The sequence below is a fragment of the Spirosoma soli genome (assembly GCF_042684525.1).
Classification (GTDB): Bacteria; Bacteroidota; Bacteroidia; order Cytophagales; family Spirosomataceae; genus Spirosoma; species Spirosoma soli.
The window spans coordinates 1-20,198 of sequence record NZ_JBHULN010000033.1 but is presented as its reverse complement, the minus strand read 5'-3'; the positions used below and the strand labels follow the sequence as shown (position 1 = coordinate 20,198).

General features: G+C 50.9%; 18 protein-coding genes and 2 pseudogenes. 8 read left to right on the top strand and 12 right to left on the bottom strand.

Annotated features, from left to right (window positions below; translation table 11 throughout):
• Positions 1-110: pseudogene (locus ACFSUS_RS29215) on the top strand (IS110 family transposase); the annotation flags it as partial.
• A 448-nt stretch (positions 111-558) separates the two neighbouring features.
• Here the strand turns inward: ACFSUS_RS29215 and ACFSUS_RS28570 are convergent.
• Together ACFSUS_RS28570 and ACFSUS_RS28565 are read right to left on the bottom strand one after the other, a co-directional pair.
• Positions 559-1,269, bottom strand: coding sequence for a LytR/AlgR family response regulator transcription factor (locus ACFSUS_RS28570; RefSeq protein WP_381528565.1), 711 nt, complete (start codon positions 1,267-1,269; stop codon positions 559-561).
• The gene (locus ACFSUS_RS28565; RefSeq protein ID WP_381528562.1) at positions 1,266-2,273 is read right to left on the bottom strand and encodes a sensor histidine kinase; all 1,008 of its coding nucleotides are present in this window, start codon (positions 2,271-2,273) and stop codon (positions 1,266-1,268) included. Before ACFSUS_RS28565 ends, ACFSUS_RS28570 begins: the two co-directional genes overlap by 4 nt.
• 176 nt (positions 2,274-2,449) lie before the next feature.
• On the opposite strand from ACFSUS_RS28565, the gene ACFSUS_RS28560 reads away from it, so the two are divergent.
• Positions 2,450-3,700 (top strand): nuclear transport factor 2 family protein, encoded by a 1,251-nt coding sequence (locus ACFSUS_RS28560; protein WP_381528559.1) that lies wholly within the window; start codon positions 2,450-2,452, stop codon positions 3,698-3,700.
• A gap of 110 nt (positions 3,701-3,810) precedes the next feature.
• Here the strand turns inward: ACFSUS_RS28560 and ACFSUS_RS28555 are convergent, their stop codons facing one another.
• Positions 3,811-5,535, bottom strand: a complete 1,725-nt coding sequence (locus tag ACFSUS_RS28555) for a M14 family zinc carboxypeptidase (protein ID WP_381528556.1) — start codon at positions 5,533-5,535, stop codon at positions 3,811-3,813.
• A gap of 126 nt (positions 5,536-5,661) precedes the next feature.
• Positions 5,662-8,100: a TonB-dependent receptor domain-containing protein gene (locus tag ACFSUS_RS28550; RefSeq protein ID WP_381528553.1), complete on the bottom strand. Its 2,439-nt coding sequence runs from the start codon at positions 8,098-8,100 to the stop codon at positions 5,662-5,664.
• Positions 8,101-8,345: 245 nt separating this feature from the next.
• On the opposite strand from ACFSUS_RS28550, the gene ACFSUS_RS28545 reads away from it, so the two are divergent.
• The gene (locus tag ACFSUS_RS28545; protein ID WP_381528550.1) at positions 8,346-9,413 is read left to right on the top strand and encodes a sensor histidine kinase; all 1,068 of its coding nucleotides are present in this window, start codon (positions 8,346-8,348) and stop codon (positions 9,411-9,413) included.
• Positions 9,413-10,144, top strand: coding sequence for a LytR/AlgR family response regulator transcription factor (locus ACFSUS_RS28540; protein WP_381528547.1), 732 nt, complete (start codon positions 9,413-9,415; stop codon positions 10,142-10,144). Before ACFSUS_RS28545 ends, ACFSUS_RS28540 begins: the two co-directional genes overlap by 1 nt.
• A gap of 33 nt (positions 10,145-10,177) precedes the next feature.
• Here ACFSUS_RS28540 and ACFSUS_RS28535 read toward each other — a convergent pair whose 3' ends face one another.
• On the bottom strand, positions 10,178-10,888 hold the full coding sequence (locus ACFSUS_RS28535) for a head GIN domain-containing protein (RefSeq protein ID WP_381528544.1): 711 nt from the start codon (positions 10,886-10,888) through the stop codon (positions 10,178-10,180).
• Between the two features lie 576 nt (positions 10,889-11,464).
• Here ACFSUS_RS28535 and ACFSUS_RS28530 point away from each other — a divergent pair.
• Together ACFSUS_RS28530 and ACFSUS_RS28525 are read left to right on the top strand one after the other, a co-directional pair.
• Positions 11,465-12,013, top strand: a complete 549-nt coding sequence (locus ACFSUS_RS28530; protein ID WP_381528541.1) for a DUF4833 domain-containing protein — start codon at positions 11,465-11,467, stop codon at positions 12,011-12,013.
• A 79-nt stretch (positions 12,014-12,092) separates the two neighbouring features.
• Complete coding sequence (locus ACFSUS_RS28525; RefSeq protein WP_381528537.1) at positions 12,093-12,917, top strand: sterol desaturase family protein; 825 nt, start codon at positions 12,093-12,095, stop codon at positions 12,915-12,917.
• Between the two features lie 52 nt (positions 12,918-12,969).
• On the opposite strand, the gene ACFSUS_RS28520 is transcribed toward ACFSUS_RS28525, so the two are convergent.
• Positions 12,970-13,143, bottom strand: coding sequence for a hypothetical protein (locus tag ACFSUS_RS28520; protein WP_381528534.1), 174 nt, complete (start codon positions 13,141-13,143; stop codon positions 12,970-12,972).
• A gap of 108 nt (positions 13,144-13,251) precedes the next feature.
• Positions 13,252-13,512, bottom strand: a complete 261-nt coding sequence (locus tag ACFSUS_RS28515; protein ID WP_381528530.1) for a hypothetical protein — start codon at positions 13,510-13,512, stop codon at positions 13,252-13,254.
• A 458-nt stretch (positions 13,513-13,970) separates the two neighbouring features.
• Between ACFSUS_RS28515 and ACFSUS_RS28510 the strand changes: the two genes are divergently transcribed.
• Positions 13,971-14,711 (top strand): nuclear transport factor 2 family protein, encoded by a 741-nt coding sequence (locus ACFSUS_RS28510; RefSeq protein ID WP_381528527.1) that lies wholly within the window; start codon positions 13,971-13,973, stop codon positions 14,709-14,711.
• Between the two features lie 114 nt (positions 14,712-14,825).
• Here the strand turns inward: ACFSUS_RS28510 and ACFSUS_RS28505 are convergent, their stop codons facing one another.
• The 4 genes from ACFSUS_RS28505 to ACFSUS_RS28490 form a co-directional block, all read right to left on the bottom strand.
• Positions 14,826-17,180 carry a carboxypeptidase regulatory-like domain-containing protein gene (locus ACFSUS_RS28505; RefSeq protein ID WP_381528524.1) on the bottom strand — a complete coding sequence of 785 codons (2,355 nt, stop codon included), beginning with the start codon at positions 17,178-17,180 and terminating at the stop codon, positions 14,826-14,828.
• A gap of 283 nt (positions 17,181-17,463) precedes the next feature.
• Positions 17,464-17,910, bottom strand: a complete 447-nt coding sequence (locus ACFSUS_RS28500; RefSeq protein WP_381528521.1) for a type II toxin-antitoxin system VapC family toxin — start codon at positions 17,908-17,910, stop codon at positions 17,464-17,466.
• Complete coding sequence (locus ACFSUS_RS28495) at positions 17,907-18,092, bottom strand: hypothetical protein (RefSeq protein WP_381528518.1); 186 nt, start codon at positions 18,090-18,092, stop codon at positions 17,907-17,909. The genes ACFSUS_RS28500 and ACFSUS_RS28495 overlap by 4 nt, the downstream gene beginning before the upstream one ends.
• 421 nt (positions 18,093-18,513) lie before the next feature.
• Complete coding sequence (locus ACFSUS_RS28490) at positions 18,514-19,377, bottom strand: hypothetical protein (protein WP_381528515.1); 864 nt, start codon at positions 19,375-19,377, stop codon at positions 18,514-18,516.
• A 47-nt stretch (positions 19,378-19,424) separates the two neighbouring features.
• On the opposite strand from ACFSUS_RS28490, the gene ACFSUS_RS28485 reads away from it, so the two are divergent.
• Positions 19,425-19,676, top strand: a complete 252-nt coding sequence (locus ACFSUS_RS28485; RefSeq protein WP_381528512.1) for a hypothetical protein — start codon at positions 19,425-19,427, stop codon at positions 19,674-19,676.
• A 402-nt stretch (positions 19,677-20,078) separates the two neighbouring features.
• On the opposite strand, the pseudogene ACFSUS_RS28480 reads toward ACFSUS_RS28485, so the two are convergent.
• Positions 20,079-20,198 (bottom strand): annotated as a pseudogene (locus ACFSUS_RS28480) (IS1 family transposase); the annotation flags it as partial.

Genomic DNA, 20,198 nt, shown 5'->3' with positions numbered 1-20,198 from the left:
ATCGTATGTTAGTTCTAAACGCTGTACGAAATAAGCTAATTCATCGCGTTTATGCCGTTGTGCGCCGGAACGAAAAATATGATAAAAATTATACGCCAATCCTTGTTTGAACCATAGAAATCGGTCCGACCTCGACCGGTCAGTTGACGCTGGGTATAACATGCCTGACCTGTTTGTCGGGTTTTGCCCAATACTAAGCGCTGTAAAACTGGCAAGATAGCGTCTATCCCCCCCTTTAAAGAGATAAGGGCAGTAGTTGTCCTGGTAAAGTCATTCTGTTTTAAGCTTCTGTCCGCTTCGGCGGTCCGATCAACTTGTCATCTCACTAATTTAAATCAAAATCTCACATTTTAGATGAGTTTGTGACCGGGGTGGGGCGCCACTGCGATGCCGGAGCAGACTGATTATTCTCCCAAATGACGAATTTGACGGTCCGCCAGCGGACCGTTTTTTTTAATCTACCTACAATAGAGATAGTCATTGATGGTCATTCATCGTTTCGCTATAAATAACAATGAATAACTGCTTAATGGCAGCTAATGGCCACCTCTCCTGATTTTACCACAGCCGCTGCTCAATCCGTTGCAGAAACGTACTGCGGTACGTATCACTGATGGGAATCTGTTGCGTGCCGATCCAGATGTGGTTGGCGACAACCTTCTGAATGCAGTTTCGGTTGACGATATAAGACAGATGCACCCGACTGAACTGATCGGGTAAGCTTTGCTCCAGGTCTTTCAACCGTTTGTAAGCGATAATCCGGGCCGTTGCCGTAACGACGGTGACGTAGTCTTTGAGCGCTTCAATGTATAAAATATCGTCGTAGGCCACTTTCAGGTAATCTTTTCCGGACTTAATGTAAATCGACGTTTCTCGCTCGGTAGAGAGCGTTACGGGCGTTGATGGCGGAGTTTCCAGGGCTTTGCGAGCCTTCATGGCCGATTTCAGAAAACGGTCGAAGGTGACGGGTTTGAGGAGATAATCAACGGCGTTGAGCTCGTAGCTTTCGACGGCGTAGTCGGAATAGGCCGTCGTGAAAATAACGGCCTGATGAGCTGGTAACAGGGCTTTAAGCTGAATACCTGACAGATAAGGCATGTTGATGTCCAGACAAATCAGGTCAACCGTGTTTGTTTCGAGCCACTTGAGTGCTTCCAGAGCGTGGTAGCAGGTATACGTGTGCGTCAGGAAGGGCGTCAGGCGGATGTGCCCTTCGAGTAACTGAACGGCCAATGGTTCATCATCAACAATCAGGCAGCTTAGGTTCATGGGTGGGTGATGGCTAAGGAGGCATAAAAATAACCTTGCTGCTCGAAAACGCGCATCTCGAACCGTTCGGGATACACCAGTTCCAGTCGTCGTTGCAAATTAGCCAATCCGCCCCATGACCCTTGCGATGTAGTAAACACCTTGTTCTTCACCAAAAAGGTAAGCTGTTCCTGCTGGTAACTAATCTTGATTTCCGCTTCGTTGTCGGGCCGGGCTTTGTCGATGCCGTGTTTGAACACATTCTCGACAAAGGGAATCAGCAGCATCGGCGGGATAAACGGAGCCGGTTCCTCTACGTGCACGCAAACCTGAACTGGCAGGGGATACCGCAGCCGAATCTGCTCCAGTTCGAGGTAATTTCGGATGAACGTCATTTCCAGCGGCAGCGGCACCCGGTCTTTAGGCGCTTCTTCCACAAAATACCGCATGATGTCCGATAGTCGGGCCACAACTTCGGCCGTTTGTTCCGATCGGGCCACGGCTAAGGCGTAGATGTTGTTGAGCGTATTGAACAGAAAATGAGGCTGCACCTGTGACTTCAGCAAAGCCAGTTCGCTGGCTACCTGCTGGCTTCGGAGCCGTTCCTGCCGCTGCAGGAGGTCGAGATAATTCAGGGCTACCCGAAGCAGAAAACCGAACAGAAACGCCAGCAGAATGGTGATGGCATCGAAAGCGCCGTGGGCGAAGTTCCAGCCGAAAAACTGGTGCCGATTCAAGCGAACGAACAGGAATTCATATTCCAGCCACATCCGTAACCCAACCATTCCAATGAGCAAGGCTACGGACAGTATGGCGTATTGCGTATAACGACCGCGGTAGAAGTAGCGAGGTAACAACCAGTTGGCGTGTAAATACACCGTTGCAACGTAGAACACGATGCCGATGGTGGTATAAACAAAACCGTAGGGCCAGTCACTGCCTTTCTGGATGGTATATACCAGCAGCAGCAGATAAACCATGACCCACAGACCCACCTGAACGAGGGGCAAAACAGGCTTTTTCATACCGGTAAGTTAGCGTAAATGGTACTGACCGCGTCTGGTTTTTCGATGGGTGGCTCCATTTTTTCGACGGTTGGCGTTCGGGGGCGCTGGCCGAAAAAAACAGGGGAGGGGTCTACTTTAGTTGCGGAATGATTGCTGAATAAGGATTCTTGTCGACGAGAAAATCAATCATAACGATGAACAAGCACCTATTTGTTGGTTTCATGCTTCTGCTGAGCGGTCGACTCACTTTTGGGCAGCAAACCGAACGTCAACGCGTCGAAGCGACCGTACTCGACTACCTCGACGGCGGAACTTACGGCGACACCACCCGCCTGATTCGGGCCTTTCACCCGTCGGCCTCCATGAAGTTCGTCGACAAAACAACCGGTCAGTTCCGCGATGCCCCCATTGCTGAGTACCTGAACCGAATGAAACCATCGGCGGGGCAGCGGTTGAACCGAACAACCCGCATCCTGGCCGTGGATATCACGGGTACGGCAGCTCAGGCCAAACTGGAAATCGATGCCCCAACGCATATCTTCATCGACTACTTCAATCTGCTCAAGATTGATGGCCGCTGGCAGGTGGTGAGCAAGATTTTTAACCGGATTGACAAGGCCCCGCGGTTTGCGCCGGACACCATCGCCACTAACGATATGTTTGGCTTGACGATCTCGCCCGATGGGCAAACGGCTTATTTCGTAAAGTCTTATGGTGGGCGGGATACGTTGCACCTGTACACAGCGCGACGGCAGGACGGGCGTTGGCTGAAACCTACTAAAGCGAGCTTTTCGGGCCGCTATAAGGATATTGACCCGTTCTTTTCGCCGGATGGTAACGTGTTGTTGTTTAATTCTAACCGACCAAAACCGGGTCGTAAGGACATTAAAGATTTCGATATTTGGACCGTTAAGAAAGGAACTAAAGGGTGGAGCCAGCCATATCATTTGGGAGATCTGATCAACTCCGACTCTTCTGATTTTTACGCCACCGTGGCGACCAACGGCAATATCTACTTCACATCGACGCGTCCGGGCGGACAGGGGAAATCGGACCTTTGGCGATCAGTAAACCGCGATGGTGTCTACCAGAAACCCGAAAATCTGGGTGCCTCGCTGAACACAACTGCTGGTGAATCAAATCCCTGTATTTCGCCAACTGAAGATTACCTGATCTTTGCTGGCGATACCAACTTAGTCGGCTACGGTGATGGTGATTTGTACATCAGTTTCAACCAGAATGGCCGGTGGAGTATACCGCAGAACCTGGGCGCCGACATAAACACGGCCGACGCTGAATTTTCGCCTACCCTGACCGACGCCGGAAAGACGTTGCTGTTCGGGCGAATCAAACGGGGCAAGCCACTGGTCGAAAATGTGCACGTCGTTCGGCAGTTCGACAAACTGGTAGAGCGGCTTCGGGCGTCGGCCCGGTTTGATAGTTAAATGGCACAAAATTAATGGGAGCCCATAAGGCTAATTTCCCAGCTACGTACTCGATGCGTATCGTTTCTGCGCTCAGTAGTCTGCTGAGCGCAGAAACGGTCAATTCGCCTTTATCGACTTCCTTCCAGACGGTACACCGGGTACCGGGTAAAGGTCTTTTCAAAGTACGGCGTTTGCTTGTAAATGAACTCCAGCTGAGCGTTGGCACTTTCGGCGAAGGCTTTGTCGGACGCTCGTTTATCGGCTAGCTTCTGACGTAGAACCGGGTCTTTTTTGAGCAGTTCGGCGGCCGTATCTTCAAAAATGTAGTCGGAGAAGTACTCTTTCTGATCCAGAATACTATCGAAGAAATTCCAGGTGAAGAACGAGTCGGCTGCCTGCGGCTCAAGCGTTTCGATGAGGTAGCGATTCGTGGTTTGGTCCGTGGGGATGAGGTAGTCTCCTTTGTAAAATTGAATCCGTTGCGACTCCGTCCGAACTTTGACCCCCGAGTGCGGATAGTGCCCCTCATACGGACGCTGGCTGGTTCGGTAGTCATCAATATAGTAGGCCGATACGGTCATCAACGTATCGTTTGGGAGCGACTGCATCCGGACGCCGTTGCGGGTCAACAGAGCGATTACTTCGTGCCAGGCCTGCGGAATCACGTATGCCTTAGGCTTGGTTAACTGAAGGTCGGGTACGAACGTGTTTAGATAAGGAATGCGCTTTGTGAACGGCTTTGTGCGGTCGTAATAGAGTCGCTTCAGGCCCGATACCGCGCTGGGTTTATAAGCCGCTTCGTAGCCTAGAAACGTAACGGAATCTACCTTGCTCCGGTCGAGCTTGTAGTTGACGGCAAAGGTTGTCTGCTGACTGACAGCGGCATCGGCGCGCTGCTTATTGGCCAGAATCGTCCGGGCGTCGCGTTCGCATAGTTCCAGCACAGTGGCATCGAAGGCGTAGCTGCCCTTTACCCGCGCCGGATACTCTTTCCACATGTGCGTTTCGAGCGTAAAACCAAAACAGTTGAACATAGCTGCGTAGCCCGTCGTGTAGCGCGGAGAATCGTTGTAACCTAAGAGGCCGCTTTCAGGTGTATCGGCAGGATGGTTGACGTAGGGGGCGGGCGGAAATCCTTTTTCCGTAAGTCGCTTATCCAGGTCCGGCTGGAAGGTTTGGGTCATGTAGCCCGATACAAGGGGGTGGAGCTTGTCTTTCTGGGTCGCAAAGTACGTGACCACATGCTGGTAATCGGCACCGTTGCTGGTGTGGTTATCGATGAACACCTGCGGGTTCAACCGCTGATACATCGCCTGAAACGACCTGGTGTTCTCGGCGTCAGCCTTAATGAAGTCGCGGTTGAGGTTCAGGTTACGAGCGTTTCCCCGAAAGCCGTAGGTGGCTGGCCCGTTCTGATTGACCCGCGATACGCCCCGGTTCAGACAGCCGCCCACGTTAAAAACCGGCACAATGGCCAGTAGTACGTTTTGGGGCAGTTTGTTAGCCAGCAGCAGGTCGCGGGCCATCATCATGCAGGCATCAATGCCCTCCGGTTCGCCGGGATGAATACCGTTGTTGATCAACAGGGTGACTCGGTCGGGGCGAGCGGTAAACACCTTGTCGGAGGCTAGCAAAAACAAATGCAACGGTTTACCCACGTCGGTTTTGCCTACCTCAATCAGTTTAGCCTGGTCAAACTGGCGGTCCAGTTGTTGATAGTAGGTAATGATTTCGGCGTATGTAGCGGTTTGCTGGCCTTTACTTCGTTCGTAGGGTGTAGTCCAGTCGGGCTTAGTTTGGGCGAAGACAGTGGCAGTAAATAACGTTAGCAGCGGGAGAAGCTGTTTTTTCATGAGCAGGCCTTAGTAAGGCCCAAAAATACCCGAAATTGACAAAGATGTGACGGCTCGTTCTTGAACGCGTTACGTATCGGTTCTGTTAGCGGGCGATTTAAATCGCCCGCTAACAGAACCGCCTGCTTACTTAATCCGCAGGCTCTCATCCTCCAGCCCGGTCTTGCGCTGGCGGGCGGCTTTCACCTGATTATTACCAAAGTTGTAGGTGAAGTTGACCCGAATCTGGCGGCTTTCGTACCCGCCACTCGCGTCCATGTAAAGGCCACCGAACTGGCTGATGCCGTGCCACTGCATGGAATGAAATACGTCGGTGAGCGTAAGTTTTAACGTGCCCCGCTCGTTCAGCACCTTGCGTTGCAGCCCGAGGTCCATACCCCAGAACCGCTGGTTCAGGAACGTGCCCCCCCAAACCGAAGGCGAGTTGTAAAAGCCTGATAGCTCCAGGCTAATCTTATTGGGCAACGAGATCGTTTGTTGAGCGTAAACACTCAGGGCGTTGACCGTCAGCTGAATCAGGCGGCCCTGGCCCAGGTCAGCGCGATTAGTAGAGCGGTAGGCATTCACGTTGGCGTACACATTCCACCACTTGGTTATCTGGAAGGGGTAACTAATTCCTAAGCTGATGGATTCGCGGCTCGACAGATTCCGGGTGGTGATGTACGTGCGCGGCTGACCGTCGTTGGTGGTGTCGGTGATCGCGGTGAAGTAATCGGTGGTGCGGCTGTAGGCCAGCGTGGTGGTCAGCTTGTAATTGTAGGTGTGCGATAGCTGGATGTTGTTGGTGTATTGGGGCCGCAGGAAGGCGTTTCCCTTAGCATAAGACAGTTCATCTAGTTTAGACTCAAACGGGTTAAGATCCTGGTACGTTGGCCGGTCGATCCGACGGCTGTAGTTCAGGGCGAAACTGTTTTTGGGATTGTGGCTGTACGTCAGACCGGCGCTGGGGAAAGCATTAAGGTAATGGCGTTGAACGTTTGCGTCGGCCTGCGCACGGTCGCTGGTGAGGTTGCCTTCTGAGCGGGTGTCTTCCACCCGTAATCCCGCCTGATAGCTCCATTTGCCGGCCTGTCGGTTATAAGATACGTAGGCGGCACTGATTTGCTCGGTGTACACAAACTGGTTGGTACGGTCCATGTTCAGCACAGAACGACTGTCAAACAAATCATAAAAATTGAAGCCGTTGTCGGTACGCACTGATGACAGCTTAACCCCCAGACCCAGCTTACCTTTCCATAACCGCTGTTCGTAATCCGCTTTGACTGTATAAATGTCGATATTGGTCTGCGTATTCATGCGGTAGTTGCGCTCCAAAATCGTATTCATCTCCGATGGGTCAACATAGCGGTTCGGCTGAAACTGGTCGCCCATCGACCGGAAGCGGCCGTAGTCGGCGTCGATGTTCAGTTCGTGGCCGCTCGTGTCGGCGTAGCGGTAGTTCAGGTTTGTGTTCAGGTTGAATCGGTCGCTGGTATTCTGATTATTGGCCAGCAGAATACTCGTGGCCGGCGCATTGATTGGACCGATGGGTGTGCGGCTGGCGTTTTCTGATGTAGAACCGTTTACGTTCCCATTGACCATAAAGCCGATGGTACTTTTTGGGTTAATAAACACATCCGCTCCCCCTTTGAAGTTGTGGCCAACACTGCGGCTTCGGTTCTGCGAGCGCTGGTCGAAGAACGTACCAACCTGTTCGCGGTACATGTTGATGTACGACCAGTCGCGGGCGGTGCGGTTGCTGTAGTTGGAAAACCAGTTAATTTTTTTGGTGCGGTGGTTCAACGATAGCGACCCGTTAAACTTAGGGTAGTACAGTCCCTGCGCCAGTCCAATCGTTAAGCTGCCATTGGTGCCGAGCCGCTTGTCTTTCTTGAGCCGGATGTTCAGGATGCCCGCGTTACCGGCTGCATCGAACCTGGCCGACGGCTGGGTGATGATCTCGATGCTTTCGATGTCGGACGATTGGAGGGTGCGCAGGTAAGCGGCCAGATCTTTAGGGCTCAGGGGCGAGGGTTTGCCATCGATATAGATACGCACACCATTGTTACCCTGTAACAGAATGTTATCATCGCGGTCGACCATCACGCCCGGCGACTTTTGTAGGAGCTCCAGCGCGGTGCTGCCCGTTGCGTTAATGCTGCTGCTGACGTTGAAAACTGTTTTGTCAGGAAGCACTTCGATCAGTGGCTTGCGGGCTGTTACTTTCACCTCACTGAGGTTAGTAGCTATTGCTTTTAGTTCGACGTTGATAGTCGTAACGGCTGCGTTTTCGGTTGCCTGAACCGGGGCCGATGTCCACTTGTCGAAGCCCACACTCGATACGCTGATGCGGTACGAGCCCGACTGTAAGGCCTCGAACGTAAATTGACCTGTCTCATCCGTTACGTTCGCTTTGACCAGGCTAGAATCGGCACTGTTCAGTAAGGCAACTGTTGCAAAAGCGGCCGGTTGTTGTTTAGTGTCTTTCACCTGGCCTTTAATCAGGATACCTTGGGCGAAGGTGGTCAGGCTGAATACACCTGCCAGGGCGGTGTTGATGATGCGGAAGAGTACGGATGTGTTCATAGCGTTTTTTGTCTAATTGATGGGACAAACCTACGCTATGCTATGACGGACGCCCAGCGAAAACCGTTGAACGACAGCATACATCGATCAGTTTGCTGGTCATGTCATTCGTCGGCGTATATTGCAGTTCGTCGGAAAAGGAGGGCGCAAATGAGCCGTTAAAGGCAATTTAGCAGTCCTTTCCTGAGCCAATGAATTAATTCGTTGGCTCAGGAAAGGAGGCATCAGCTTAGCATTTATCAATCATGAACTGGAACCGAAAACTCTTCTGGGGAATCACGCTTTGGCAACTTACGGCCGTGCTGCTCTTTTATATAGTATTTCTGCTGTTTTATGATACGGCGTTGACCATCAGTCAGTCCAAATGGTCAACAGTGCCGTTTAGCAACTATTTCTTCGAACAAATGCCTCGCATCGTACTGGACTATAGCATGAAATTGCTGTTTACCATTCCGGTTTGGTATTTACTGTTTGTCCGGCTCCGGACATGGCCATTTTGGCAGCGGGTTCTCTTGCACATTGTCTTATTACCGCTGTTTATCTTTACCTGGCAGACTACGTATTACTTTACATCGGACCAACTGAATATTGGTCGGATGGCCGGCAGTGGTAGTATTTGGGACACCTATATCACCATGCTGTTCTACTGCGTTCAGTTTGGCTTGTTTCACGCTTACCAGTACTACAGCAACTACCAAAAGCAGCGCGAAGAAGAGGCCAAGTTGCGGGAAGTGGCGCTGCAAAGTGAACTGTCGGCCCTGAAAGCGCAGATCAATCCGCATTTTCTGTATAATGTATTCAATACCATTAGCGCGTCGGTGCCGCCCGAGCAGGAGCACACCCGCGAGATGCTGGCCGAACTGGCTGACCTGTTTCGCTACCAACTCCAGGCTTCGCGTTCTGAACAGGTGACGGTGCGGGAAGAAGTAGCGTTTGTTCAAAAATACCTGGCGCTCGAGCAAGCGCGTTTCGGCGATCGACTGCGGGTGCACTATGCGGTCAGCGACTCGGTTCTGGACGAGAAAATGCCCCCCATGATTCTCCAACCCTTGGTCGAAAATTCCATTAAACATGGCATTTCTCCCTTGATCGAAGGAGGAGACGTAACCGTGACCATTAATCGCCAGAATGGTCATCTCTATTTTGACGTAACCGATACCGGCGTTGGTCTGAATGGCCATCGCCATCAACTGTACAAGGGCGTTGGGCTGAGCAACACTAAATTGCGCCTGGAAAAGATGTACGGCGGTCAGTTGCAGGTGACTGATAATGAGCCACGGGGGCTATCCGTTGCGTTCCAAATTCCTTCCTGATGCAAAAAGTAATCATAGTCGATGACGAAGCCGCGGGGCGGACGCTCATCCGGCAGTATTTAGAAGCCTATCCGTCGCTGATTGTGGTGGGCGAGGCTAACAATGGCGTTGATGCCGTGAAGATTATCAATGAGTTTCGGCCCGATTTACTGTTTCTGGATATTCAAATGCCCGGCCTGACCGGTTTTGATGTTATTAAACACATCGACGAAATTCCCCGAATTATTTTCTCGACGGCCTACGATCAGTACGCCCTTCAGGCCTTCGAGGTGCATGCCGTTGATTACCTCCTGAAGCCCTATACCCGCGAACGGTTCGGACAGGCCGTACAACGGGTGCTAAATCCGGAAGGGACGAACATTCAGAAGATTCAGCCGCTAGCGGAGAGTTTACTGAGTGGAACAGCTTATCCCGAAAAGATTCTGGTACAGACCGGTAACCGACTAGTGACGGTCGCCGTGGCCGACATTATCTGGATCGACGCGGAGGGTGATTACTCAAAGCTCATCACGACTAAGGGGAGTTTTCTGAGCAACTATGGCATCAGCGTGTTAGAGAATAAGCTCAATCCGCAGCACTTCATTCGGGTGCACCGCTCGGCCATGATCAACATTCATTACGTCCGCGAAGTACAGAAATACCCATCAAGCTACGACGTCATTTTGCAGAACGGCGACGTTGTCCGGGTCAGCCGGTCGTACATGGACCGAATTAAAGAGCTGACATTCTGAGATAACCCGGACGTGGCCACGTCCAGGCTACAGTTAATCAGGTTGTACTTTGCTGGCTCCGCTCACGCGTTGCTGCACAGACGGGTTGCCCCGATACCGAACCAGGCTCGATCCGCTGGCGTCAACGGTTAACGAATTGGCGACGGTGAGATCTGCTTTGCTGGCGCCCGATGCGTCAATGGTAGCGCGTTCTGCCGGATAGTTAAACGCATGGAGGTTTGACGCGCCCGAAATCTCGGCCTGAATCGTTGTACCGGCTCCGTCTACATCCAGCAGTGAAGCACCAGACAGCTCAAGGTTCATCCGGCCTGCGTTTACTGAAAATTCGCCCTTCGAGGCACCGGATAATTCCACATCCAGTTCGTCGATGTTCGTGAAGTCGGCAACCGTCGATCGGCTGGCTCCTGAGAACGAAACACCCCGTAACGTCGGCATTGTGATCGCAAACGAGGTTTCGTACTTCCGGTTTCGGTTGGTGCGGTAGCGGGCAACTAAGGTGTTGTTCCGAACGTAGATGTCTAAGTCGTCCAGATTCCGGCTGTCACCGGTGGCCACAATGCTAAAATTATTTCCCTGCCGCACATCAATCGTAAACGCACTGCCCATGTCGAGCCGATTAAAATTGCTTAGGGAATAGGTCTGTTCTGCCTGCTGATACGGACCAATATCCTCGCGACGTGAGCAGGCAGTTATAAGGGTAACTATAAAGGCGAAACTGGCTAAATAAGAAAAGAAGCGTTTCATGGTGCTACTTGGTTTGTTTACTGTTAATGGATTGATTACTGCTGAGTGCCAATTTTCCTGGCCTCAGCGTATCAATGACAGCCATCGATAGGCTTACCCCCACGCCTGAACAGAAAAATTTTCACGAATTCTGTTTTAGGGCGACAGGCTGTCAACCCGGTGATGAGGAATAATAAAAAATTTATTGGGCGATGGGGGGATGTCTGGTTGGGGTTGTCATAAGGCTGTTTAACAACAGTAAACACAATGTCAGCCATGCAAGCAAACAACCTGAATGAGCCCCCCGTCGACTTACCCGCTGTGAGCACCCCCACGCACTCGCGACAACAATTTCAACGAACAGCAGCTCCTGCTAAGTCCAACATTTGCCTTTTTCGCCCAAGAGAATTGGTATTCTTAACATCCTCTACCACGAGTCGCCAATGCTCCGTAGCGCATTGCGCTAAACGCAGCCGCTAGGGCCTGATTCTGCCTAAACGTATTACCAACTGCTGACTCCAACCGGTATCCCTTACCGGATATGGAGTGGCTACGCTATTGCCCAAAAATTACGGTCAACCACAAACGACAGCTACAATGAAATCGAAGATAATCCCTCTTTTATCGCTACTGACGGCTCTTTTCTGCCACACTCCTTTGCCTGCCCAGGCACGTGGCGGCACATTGCCAACGCCACCGGCATCCACACATCGGTTGTTTTACATCCAGCGCAGTAAGGACGCGAATACAATCATGTACGACGCTAACCTAACCCCCGATGGTCGGCTCGATCCGCAGAAGCCGGTGCAGGTGTACTGGATTCGTTACGCTGACCGGGGCCAGCGCGAAGACCTGACGGCATTTCAGTGGCAAATGGCTTATGGGTATAAACACAAGCAGTTGTCCAGCCCGGCCGAAGCCTATGACATTTGCCTGAATGCCTTCAAGAAACGCCCCATCAGGATAATACACCACCAGGGTAAGCCCGTGGCGATAGCCGTCATTAACGGTCGGGATGCCTTTCTCCAGAAGGTGTTTGTGCAGGTCGACCCGGCGTCGGGCTGGGTGCCCCGCGTTCAGTACGTCGATATGTTTGGTATTGACCCCGATATAGGACAACCTGTCCACGAGCGCATTCGCTTCTAAGTCCAAGTTTTTCACAACACCATACCTGCCGCAGTTGGCCTTGGCTTGCCCTGCGCGTAGCGTCTACACACGTAACATCATGAACGTTCACATAGTAAACCAAGGTGTACAGCCTATCTTGCTGTACGCCGTACCGCTTATTGTTGGTTGTATACTGCTGGAATGGTGGTTCACCAGGCATGACGAACACCGCAAATACGACGGCCGCGATTTTAGAGCCTCGTTGGGCATTGGCGTTGGAAGCCTAATAATCAATGCGCTGCTAAAAGCAGCCACGGTTGGAATAAGCTGGTACTTTTATAAGTTAATACCCTGGCGGTTGCCCAATACCTGGTGGGTGTGGGGCCTGGCTTATCTGAGCATCGACTTGTGTAATTACGTAGCGCATTACGTGGCTCATACCCAGCGCGTTTGGTGGGCTACCCACGTCACGCACCATTCCTCCGAGCACTTAAACCTTTCCACGTCGTTCCGCAATTCGTGGACGCAGCACCTGAAAATTATCTTCTTCATCCCCGTCTGGCTGACCGGCATTCACCCGGCTATTGTCTTCGCCTGCTACCAGCTCGACTTACTGTACCAATTTTGGATTCACACGGAGGTCATTCCGAAGTTACCTGCCTGGTTCGAGTACGTGTTCGTAACGCCGTCGCATCATCGGGTGCATCATGGGCGGAATCCGCAGTATATCGATACCAATTTTGGCACCACCTTCATCATCTGGGACCGGCTCTTCGGTACGTTTCAGGAAGAGATAGAGGAGCCGGTATACGGGCTGACCAAGCCGGTGGAATCATTCAACGTGATCTACCTAAACTTCCACGAGTGGGCGGATCTGTGGCGCGATGTTCGCAAGAGCAAAACCGTTCGTGAAGCGGTGGCTGTCTTGTTCGGACCTCCGTGACTCACTAGAGCAAAGTTTGAAACTTCGCTCTAGTGTTATCTCAAACCGCTTCTCAGACATTCCACGACTGTGGCAGTTTTGAACTGATAACTGAATTGATATCCGATTTGGTATCATCGTCGTTTGTGTTGGAGAACATTCGGGCGATCTTCTTCAGAATGAGGTTCACACCGAACGCATCGAAAATCCAACGGGCCCAATTGGCCAGTACATCAAGAATATCCATTACCTTAAGGGTTGATTATGAAGAAAATATAGACAAGGAGCTTCTTTACCTACTTGAAGTATAAAAAAAAGCCTTTTACCTACTCTACTATTAAAATATGCTTTGATACTACTTACGCGTACAGGTCGCTACAGAGCGGGTAGTCCATGTTGTGCCGCTCTTACCAATGACCCGCTCAAAGGTGTTCTGGCGCTTAAACGTTTCAGTGGCCGGTTCGCTGCATACCGTTTGACTGGATCGGTTGGTGGTGATTGTGCCATCTACCTCGGTTGTTGCTTCAATGCTACAGGTATAGCACTCTTCGTCGGGCGTTGACGATTCGCAGGAGATTAGTAAGAAAAGGCCAAAAAGCAGGAAAAGCTTTGTCATAAAGTTACGTTTTTGCAAACCGCGTTTTTTACAAACCTAGCATTTGGCTGGTCAACAATCACTCGGTAGGCGGCAGGATAAACCGGATACTGAGCATCTGGCCCAAAAATGGCTATTGACATGGCCAGTCTGGCCGAAAAGTATGTGTCTAACTGGATTGTCGCTTGAGCTGTCAAAAAGAGTACTAGCTTTGCTTCCCTGAAACAGAGTCTCATCAAATATTATTCGCTGCCGAAACGCCCGACCCTAAGTTGGGAGGGTGGATGTTCGGTTATGGCTTGCCGCTCCGGGCAGCCGCAGCCCTAACGTAGTAGGGTCTGCTTTCATCTCCGCTTACCTAACTAGTTGCACCGCTGAATCTCAGGATTCTCGTCGCGAAACTACTGTGCTTAACAGGAGCACTCATTCTGTCGTGTTCAACAACGGCATCAAAACTGATTTTAAGCAAAAAACAGACTATGCAATCCATAGAAATAAACAAATCCATCATTCGTGATTTTTACCAGCGTGCCGTTGGGCAGGGCGATATTGCGTTTGCCAGGCAGATCATTGCTGATGATTATATACAACACAGTCCAGGCCTGAAACCCGGCAAAGCCGGTGTGCTGGAAGCCCTTGAGTACATGAAACAAATGCCTAAACCGGCTACGACCACCACACCCTTTATGCGGTTGATTGCCGAGGGCGACTACGTCGTGACTAACCTCAGTTTTGACTGGGGCGATACCCGAAAAGTTGTGGTTGACTTGTTCAGGTTTGAAAATGGGAAAGTGGCCGAGCATTGGGATGCCGTTGAAGACGAGCCCGACACTACGTTGAACGGTCACCCTATGATGGACGGGCCTATGCCCGGCGAAGACGCAGATCTGACAATGGTAAACAAACAGCTCGTTTGCGACTTCTATCAACGGGTAGTTATTGACCAGCAACTGGAGGTTATGCCTGATTTCATCGCTCCAGATCTTGTCCAGCATATGCCCGACATTGCGGACGGCATTGACGGGCTCCGGACGTACTTAACTAAATCATCCGAAACGTGGTCCATCCGATTGATAGACCGAGTCATTGGCGAAGGCGATTTTGTGGTCGTTCAGACGCAGGGGCAGTTCAGGCACAAACAGGCCACATTTTATGCTATTTGCCGTATCAATGACGGGGAAATTGTTGAGCAATGGGGCGTAAAACGACTCGTTCCGTAGCCTGGTACGTAACATATCCTCGTTCCACTAGCGGGCGATTTTAATCGCCGGTACAAATCGTACGGATCAAACACAGGCGATTAAAATCACCCGCTGGTGAAATGGATAGTTTCGTTAGAAAGCAACACGGTAGCTCAATACCGGTATCAGCCCAGACAGGTAACTCGTCTTGATTTGGCCCGAACGAGGCTCGAAATACTGGCCGTAGATGTTCTGGCGGTTGGTTACGTTCTGCACATCCAGGGATAAGGTTCGCGTGGACGAGGGGCGGTTTTTCTTCCAGCTCAATCGAATGTCCGTTCGGAAATAAGCCGGAAGTTGTTGCGAATAAGATTCGCTGTCGATTAACACGGTTTCGCCTTTTTGCCGCGACGCGTCCAGGTCGATAGGCGTGTAACGGTAGCCGCCGTAATAAGTCAGTTTTACGTTGAAGCCGATTACACTCTTGCCGAATAACCCCCGGTCGCCCGTGCTGATCTCTTTACCCGCCAAAAAGCTGCTGGCATACCGCCCATTGAACCGCGTGTTGCGCCAAACACCATCTGACCCCTGGTATTTAGAGTCGTATAAAGAGGTCGACCACAGGAAATATAAATTGTTGTGCAAAAACTGTTCAAGGGTCAGCTCCAGACCAGCGTTACGACCGACGCCCGCATTAACCAGTCGATTCGTTGTCAAGCCGTCATAACTGTTGACCAAGGCGAAGGCATCTTTTTTATCGGCCGAAATCGAGATGTTAAACAACGACTGGTAATACGTTTCGATTTTCAGGCGCAGGTAATCGCTGAGCGACCAATCGTAAGCCAGTACAAGGTGGTGGGACCGGGTAAAGCCTAAGCCCTGATTCGGACTGTTGCTACGGCCATCAGTTATGAAGTAGGTGCCGATGTTCTGAAGCTGGCTGTGCAGACCGTATCCTAGGCTAAGTGACTTATTGGCCGAAATCCCCCATCGAATCGATCCTCGTGGCTCAACGGCGTCGGAGTTATTGAGCAGCAGCCGGAGGTAATGCAGTCCGGCGTTGAACGTCAGCTGATCGGTCAGGCGGTAGTTCAACTGGGCATAGCTCTGTACCGTATAGGTCGTGTTGCGGGCTTCAATCTGATTTTCCAATCGATTGGCTTCGTTATTCCAATCGTTGCGCGACAGATCGTACACTAACTGCCTACCAGTCAAGCCGGTACGTAAGGTGAGCCGCGGTGAAAACCGGTACGTAAGGGTGCTGGACCCAATGCGCTTCTGGATCGAGAAGGAGTCTTTCGTACGGGTCGATGGAACGTACTGTTCGTCGAGGTAGTCACTTTGGTAACCCGTGCGATAAACCGACGCCAGAAACACGGTTTTGAGCAAGGCATTCCGGCCAAGATTGATCGCATGTGTTACGCCAGCGGCACCGGTGTTGGCAAAGAACCGATCGGTGTAGCGGTCATAATCAGAGGTCCATTCGGTCGAATCCTTGCTGGCGTCAACATCACTGTTGCTGAGTCCCCCAAACCCAAAGGCGGTGAACGTACCGGCCTTTCCGGCGGGTAGATACACGTTGAACGATACATCCTGAAAAATGCTGGCCGCTGACCCGACCGAAACGCCCAGCTTAGACAGTATGCCGAGGGTTGAGTAGCGGTAATTGAACAGGTACGAACCCTTGTAGTTCTTGGAAAACGGCCCTTCGCTGGAGAGATCAATCCCTAACACCCCGATCTGTACAGTATGTTCGCGTTTGGCATTATTCCCTTTCCGGAGTCGCAGATCAAACACGCCCGCCAGCGCGTTGCCGTACTCGGCGGGGAAAGCGCCCGTCAGGAAATCAGAGTTGGCCAGGAGTTGCGCACTCAGTATCGAAATGCCGCCCCCTGCCGTGCCTAAATCAGCAAAATGGTTTGGGTTCGGAATCTCAACTCCTTCCATGCGCCAAAGTAAACCCGTTGGCGAATTACCCCGAATCACGATGGTATTCCCGCCATCGTCGGCACCAACCACACCTGCGTAGGCCGTTGCCATTCGGGCCGGATCATTAACGGCGGCCGCAAACTTCTGGGTTTCTTCGACCGAAAAGGTCCGCGCACTGACCGTAGCCATGTCGTTGAGGGGTTTATCTTTTTCAATCTGCGGTTTAACCGTCACTTCCGCCACCTGCTGGATGGCTTCCTGCAGGTTAACCGTCAGTACCAGCTCTTTGCCCGCATCGACCACAATGTTCGATAAGACCAGGTCTTTGTAGCCGACGAATGACACTTTGAGACTTTGCCTACCTACGGGCACCGACAGGAGTCGAAACGTACCGTCGGGACCGGTCGACGTGCCTCGTACGGGGTCTGTAGTGAGTAGGACAACCGTTGCGCCCGGAATGGGCGTTTGCAGGCTCTGGTCAATGACAGTGCCACGGACTGTCTGGGTGAGTGATTGCCCATGGGTAGCCAGTTGAAGAAGCAGAAAGAAAAGAAAGGATGCGATTAGTTTGAGTTGCATAGCGCTGTTTGCCAGATTATTACAGCACTATGACCGTTGCCCGGAGGCTTACCCCTACGAATTTGACAAAATAAATAAAGAAACTTTTGACGTATACAGCATGGGCACATCTGAAAGACGACCGGCTAATTTACCACACTAAACTATATTCTGACGGCTACGTTCAATAAATGTCCAACACCTCCATGTGCTGATGGCGACCGTAGGGAGCCTTTACACACATGGACGGTTGGGCTGTCGGCCTGACCTCGCGGCCTGCTACCTGTCGCTGGAGCCCTGCCTATTAATTGGTTTCCAAAAGGTCGGAGTTAGAAGGCTGATAAAGTCGGAGCCCCGGTACTCGTTCAAAATGCTTCTGATTGAGTGTAAAAATAGGTATGTCAAAAAACAGCCCGACTCCAATTGTAAAGCAGTCGCCAAGTCCAGTGTCTGGGTAAAGCCGACATGTTTCTACAGCGAGTTCAATACAGTCGCCGTGATTTAACTGCACGTATTTATCTAACTGCTTTCGGATAGCATCAAACTCACTCTTCGTGATTGGGTCAGTGACACGGCCCCGAATATTGACCAGCCACCGCATCAACTCAATGTAAACGCTGGCTGATATAACTGGTACAGCCGTAATCACCAGTTCATTATAAGCTTTAACAATTTGTGGCTTCTTCAGGAAAAAACGACTCATCACGCCCGTGTCCACCAGCACGAACGAATTTGGTAAGGAACTGGTCATTCAGGCAGCACAGGCGTGGGAGTGATGTCTTTATGTTTGGCTAATATTCTCTGAATAGCTAAGCCTGGGTCTTCTGTCGGCAACTCACCAGCCGGAATAGAGCCCTCAATGATTTTACCTGTCGCATTACGTCCGCGTATCACCAAAGGGGAAGTGGGCTTTTTAGTCTTATGAGTAGGCATTTCTTTGTCGTTCTTGGTACCCTAACAAAGTTAAACGTTTTCTGGCTTATGCACTAATACGCTTTTTGCCGCGTCTTATCAAGCTTGACTGTCGGGGCGCCAGGAAACGGCCTAACCTGTCCAAGCCCGAATTGCGGGGCGGTTGGCTTGTCAACGGGAGCCGCCTAACGAGCCAAAAAGCTACCCTGTCGAGACATGCGGCCTGTCACCCGCAACCCGCCCCGCAAGCACTGGCTGAGTGAGCACCCAACGACCGCGAGGGCTGATGGATGAGCGAACGAGTCAATATAACATATGTAGCGTCAACCTTTACACCCTCGTATGGTTGGGCTGCCGGGCTTCCTGCGGGACGTGCTTCCTGTCGCCAGACAGGGAAGCAGCGCGGAGCGAATCACTACACACATAAACCAATAGTTCTCAACTAAGGTATTTCAGCACAAAACAGAGTTTTAATAGTTTCACCGACATTTACTTTTGTTATCGATAAATCGCCTTTATTAAAAATTTGTCGGATTGTTTCTATTACAAAATCTATCCGTAATGCAGCTAGAAATCCCTTGTCTTTATGGTTTTCAATCATTATGCCTGTAAGAAAAAAAGTAGGAACACCATTTGTCATTCTATTCCAATCAGGTACAAACCACAAACCACTACCACTTATTCCTACTGCTTCTTTTGTTATTTGTTTTTGTTGATAATTGAATGGTTTTAGCGTGCGTTGATACTTTAGAAGTATATGATGGTTTGGATTGAATCCATGCTTGCGATAGTTTTTTACATGAACAGGGTAGGTAAGAAGTTTAAGTGGTATGGGTTTATAAATAGGTTGGCCATATTTCTTTCTGACTCCACTAACTGGATATCCTGCAATAACATAATTATCGCCATATTTTAAGTTATGGTTGATCAGAACATGATTTGGCTTTATAGTTCCGTGGTGGCCATTAGTTAGGTGTTTTACCTGCCTACTTGAAAACTTTAACACTGCAAAATCAATATTGCTTATTAGATTAGGCTTATTAAATGTTGTAGCAACTATCCCATTTAGCCAAACCATTTGATTATTATTTCCTGGAACGAGTAAATCTTTCCAATCTTCTAAATTCAGTAAATGCCCGGCAGTTATTAAAAAGTAATCATCATCTATTTGCATGAACAGCCCTGACCCCAAAGGTTCAATAACCGGAGGAGCTGGTTTTGCTACAATTGGAGTAACCAAAAGCGCTGTATTTGCAACACTTTTAACTTTTCTTCCTAGTAATTGATATTCTGTCAACGCTGTCAAATGGATATAAATTAAAGTCTATTTAACCGGGGCAGTTTTTCAGACTCGTGCGAAGTTCTTTTGCTACGTTGCCTCTAGGAGCACTTGCCCTGTCGCACGTTACGCTGGCAACTCACTTGTTACTCTGCCAAACCAAGACGATTCTCGTGTCGACCGAAACCCGACTAGCGAACCCAAACCGCCCTGTCAAGGAACGAGTGGCCTGTCGCCGAGGGGCTGGCACTCATGTACTGCTTGGAATATTCACCCAACACCCACGGGGGTTGATGGTGGGCGAGGAGCTACCTCAACGGACGTAGCTCTAACCTTTACACCCCCGTTCAGTTGGGCTGCCTGGCTTGCCTTAGCGGCCTGTCTCCTGTCACCCGGCAGCTACCCCGCGCGGAGCGATAACAGACGCACTTTCCGCTTAGACCGAGCGCGAAGCCCGACGCGGCAGCTTCCTGCTTTGTCGGCTCGGCCACGGCTCAAGTACCTCGTGTCGACCGACGCCTTTCAGGGCCTGTCAACGCCCAATTGCCTACTGTCATCCGCGACCCGACTCGCCCAAAAAAAAGCTGGCCTTGTCCCCAAGTGCGGAGTGTCGACCGAAGCCAGAAATGAAAAAACGAAATTGCTCCTTGCAAGCCGTGCGGCCTGTCGCCCGAATGCTGGAAATGCACACCCGGCATTGACGGCCACCCAACATATATTAGGTAGTCCTAAACTTGTAATGATAGGTTGTAGTGCATGACCACGAACCGAATAGAATCAATGTGCCGGGTCAACTTTTTGGAGAACGATAAGCTTAACCGAACTAGCCGCGAACACCGTTGACGTAA

Coding starts and splice junctions, on each gene's coding strand:
- ACFSUS_RS28570 (WP_381528565.1), bottom strand. CDS start 1,269: ATGAACCTAAGCTGCCTGATTGTTGATGATGAACCATTGGCCGTTCAG.
- ACFSUS_RS28565 (WP_381528562.1), bottom strand. CDS start 2,273: ATGAAAAAGCCTGTTTTGCCCCTCGTTCAGGTGGGTCTGTGGGTCATG.
- ACFSUS_RS28560 (WP_381528559.1), top strand. CDS start 2,450: ATGAACAAGCACCTATTTGTTGGTTTCATGCTTCTGCTGAGCGGTCGA.
- ACFSUS_RS28555 (WP_381528556.1), bottom strand. CDS start 5,535: ATGAAAAAACAGCTTCTCCCGCTGCTAACGTTATTTACTGCCACTGTC.
- ACFSUS_RS28550 (WP_381528553.1), bottom strand. CDS start 8,100: ATGAACACATCCGTACTCTTCCGCATCATCAACACCGCCCTGGCAGGT.
- ACFSUS_RS28545 (WP_381528550.1), top strand. CDS start 8,346: ATGAACTGGAACCGAAAACTCTTCTGGGGAATCACGCTTTGGCAACTT.
- ACFSUS_RS28540 (WP_381528547.1), top strand. CDS start 9,413: ATGCAAAAAGTAATCATAGTCGATGACGAAGCCGCGGGGCGGACGCTC.
- ACFSUS_RS28535 (WP_381528544.1), bottom strand. CDS start 10,888: ATGAAACGCTTCTTTTCTTATTTAGCCAGTTTCGCCTTTATAGTTACC.
- ACFSUS_RS28530 (WP_381528541.1), top strand. CDS start 11,465: ATGAAATCGAAGATAATCCCTCTTTTATCGCTACTGACGGCTCTTTTC.
- ACFSUS_RS28525 (WP_381528537.1), top strand. CDS start 12,093: ATGAACGTTCACATAGTAAACCAAGGTGTACAGCCTATCTTGCTGTAC.
- ACFSUS_RS28520 (WP_381528534.1), bottom strand. CDS start 13,143: ATGGATATTCTTGATGTACTGGCCAATTGGGCCCGTTGGATTTTCGAT.
- ACFSUS_RS28515 (WP_381528530.1), bottom strand. CDS start 13,512: ATGACAAAGCTTTTCCTGCTTTTTGGCCTTTTCTTACTAATCTCCTGC.
- ACFSUS_RS28510 (WP_381528527.1), top strand. CDS start 13,971: ATGCAATCCATAGAAATAAACAAATCCATCATTCGTGATTTTTACCAG.
- ACFSUS_RS28505 (WP_381528524.1), bottom strand. CDS start 17,180: ATGCAACTCAAACTAATCGCATCCTTTCTTTTCTTTCTGCTTCTTCAA.
- ACFSUS_RS28500 (WP_381528521.1), bottom strand. CDS start 17,910: ATGACCAGTTCCTTACCAAATTCGTTCGTGCTGGTGGACACGGGCGTG.
- ACFSUS_RS28495 (WP_381528518.1), bottom strand. CDS start 18,092: ATGCCTACTCATAAGACTAAAAAGCCCACTTCCCCTTTGGTGATACGC.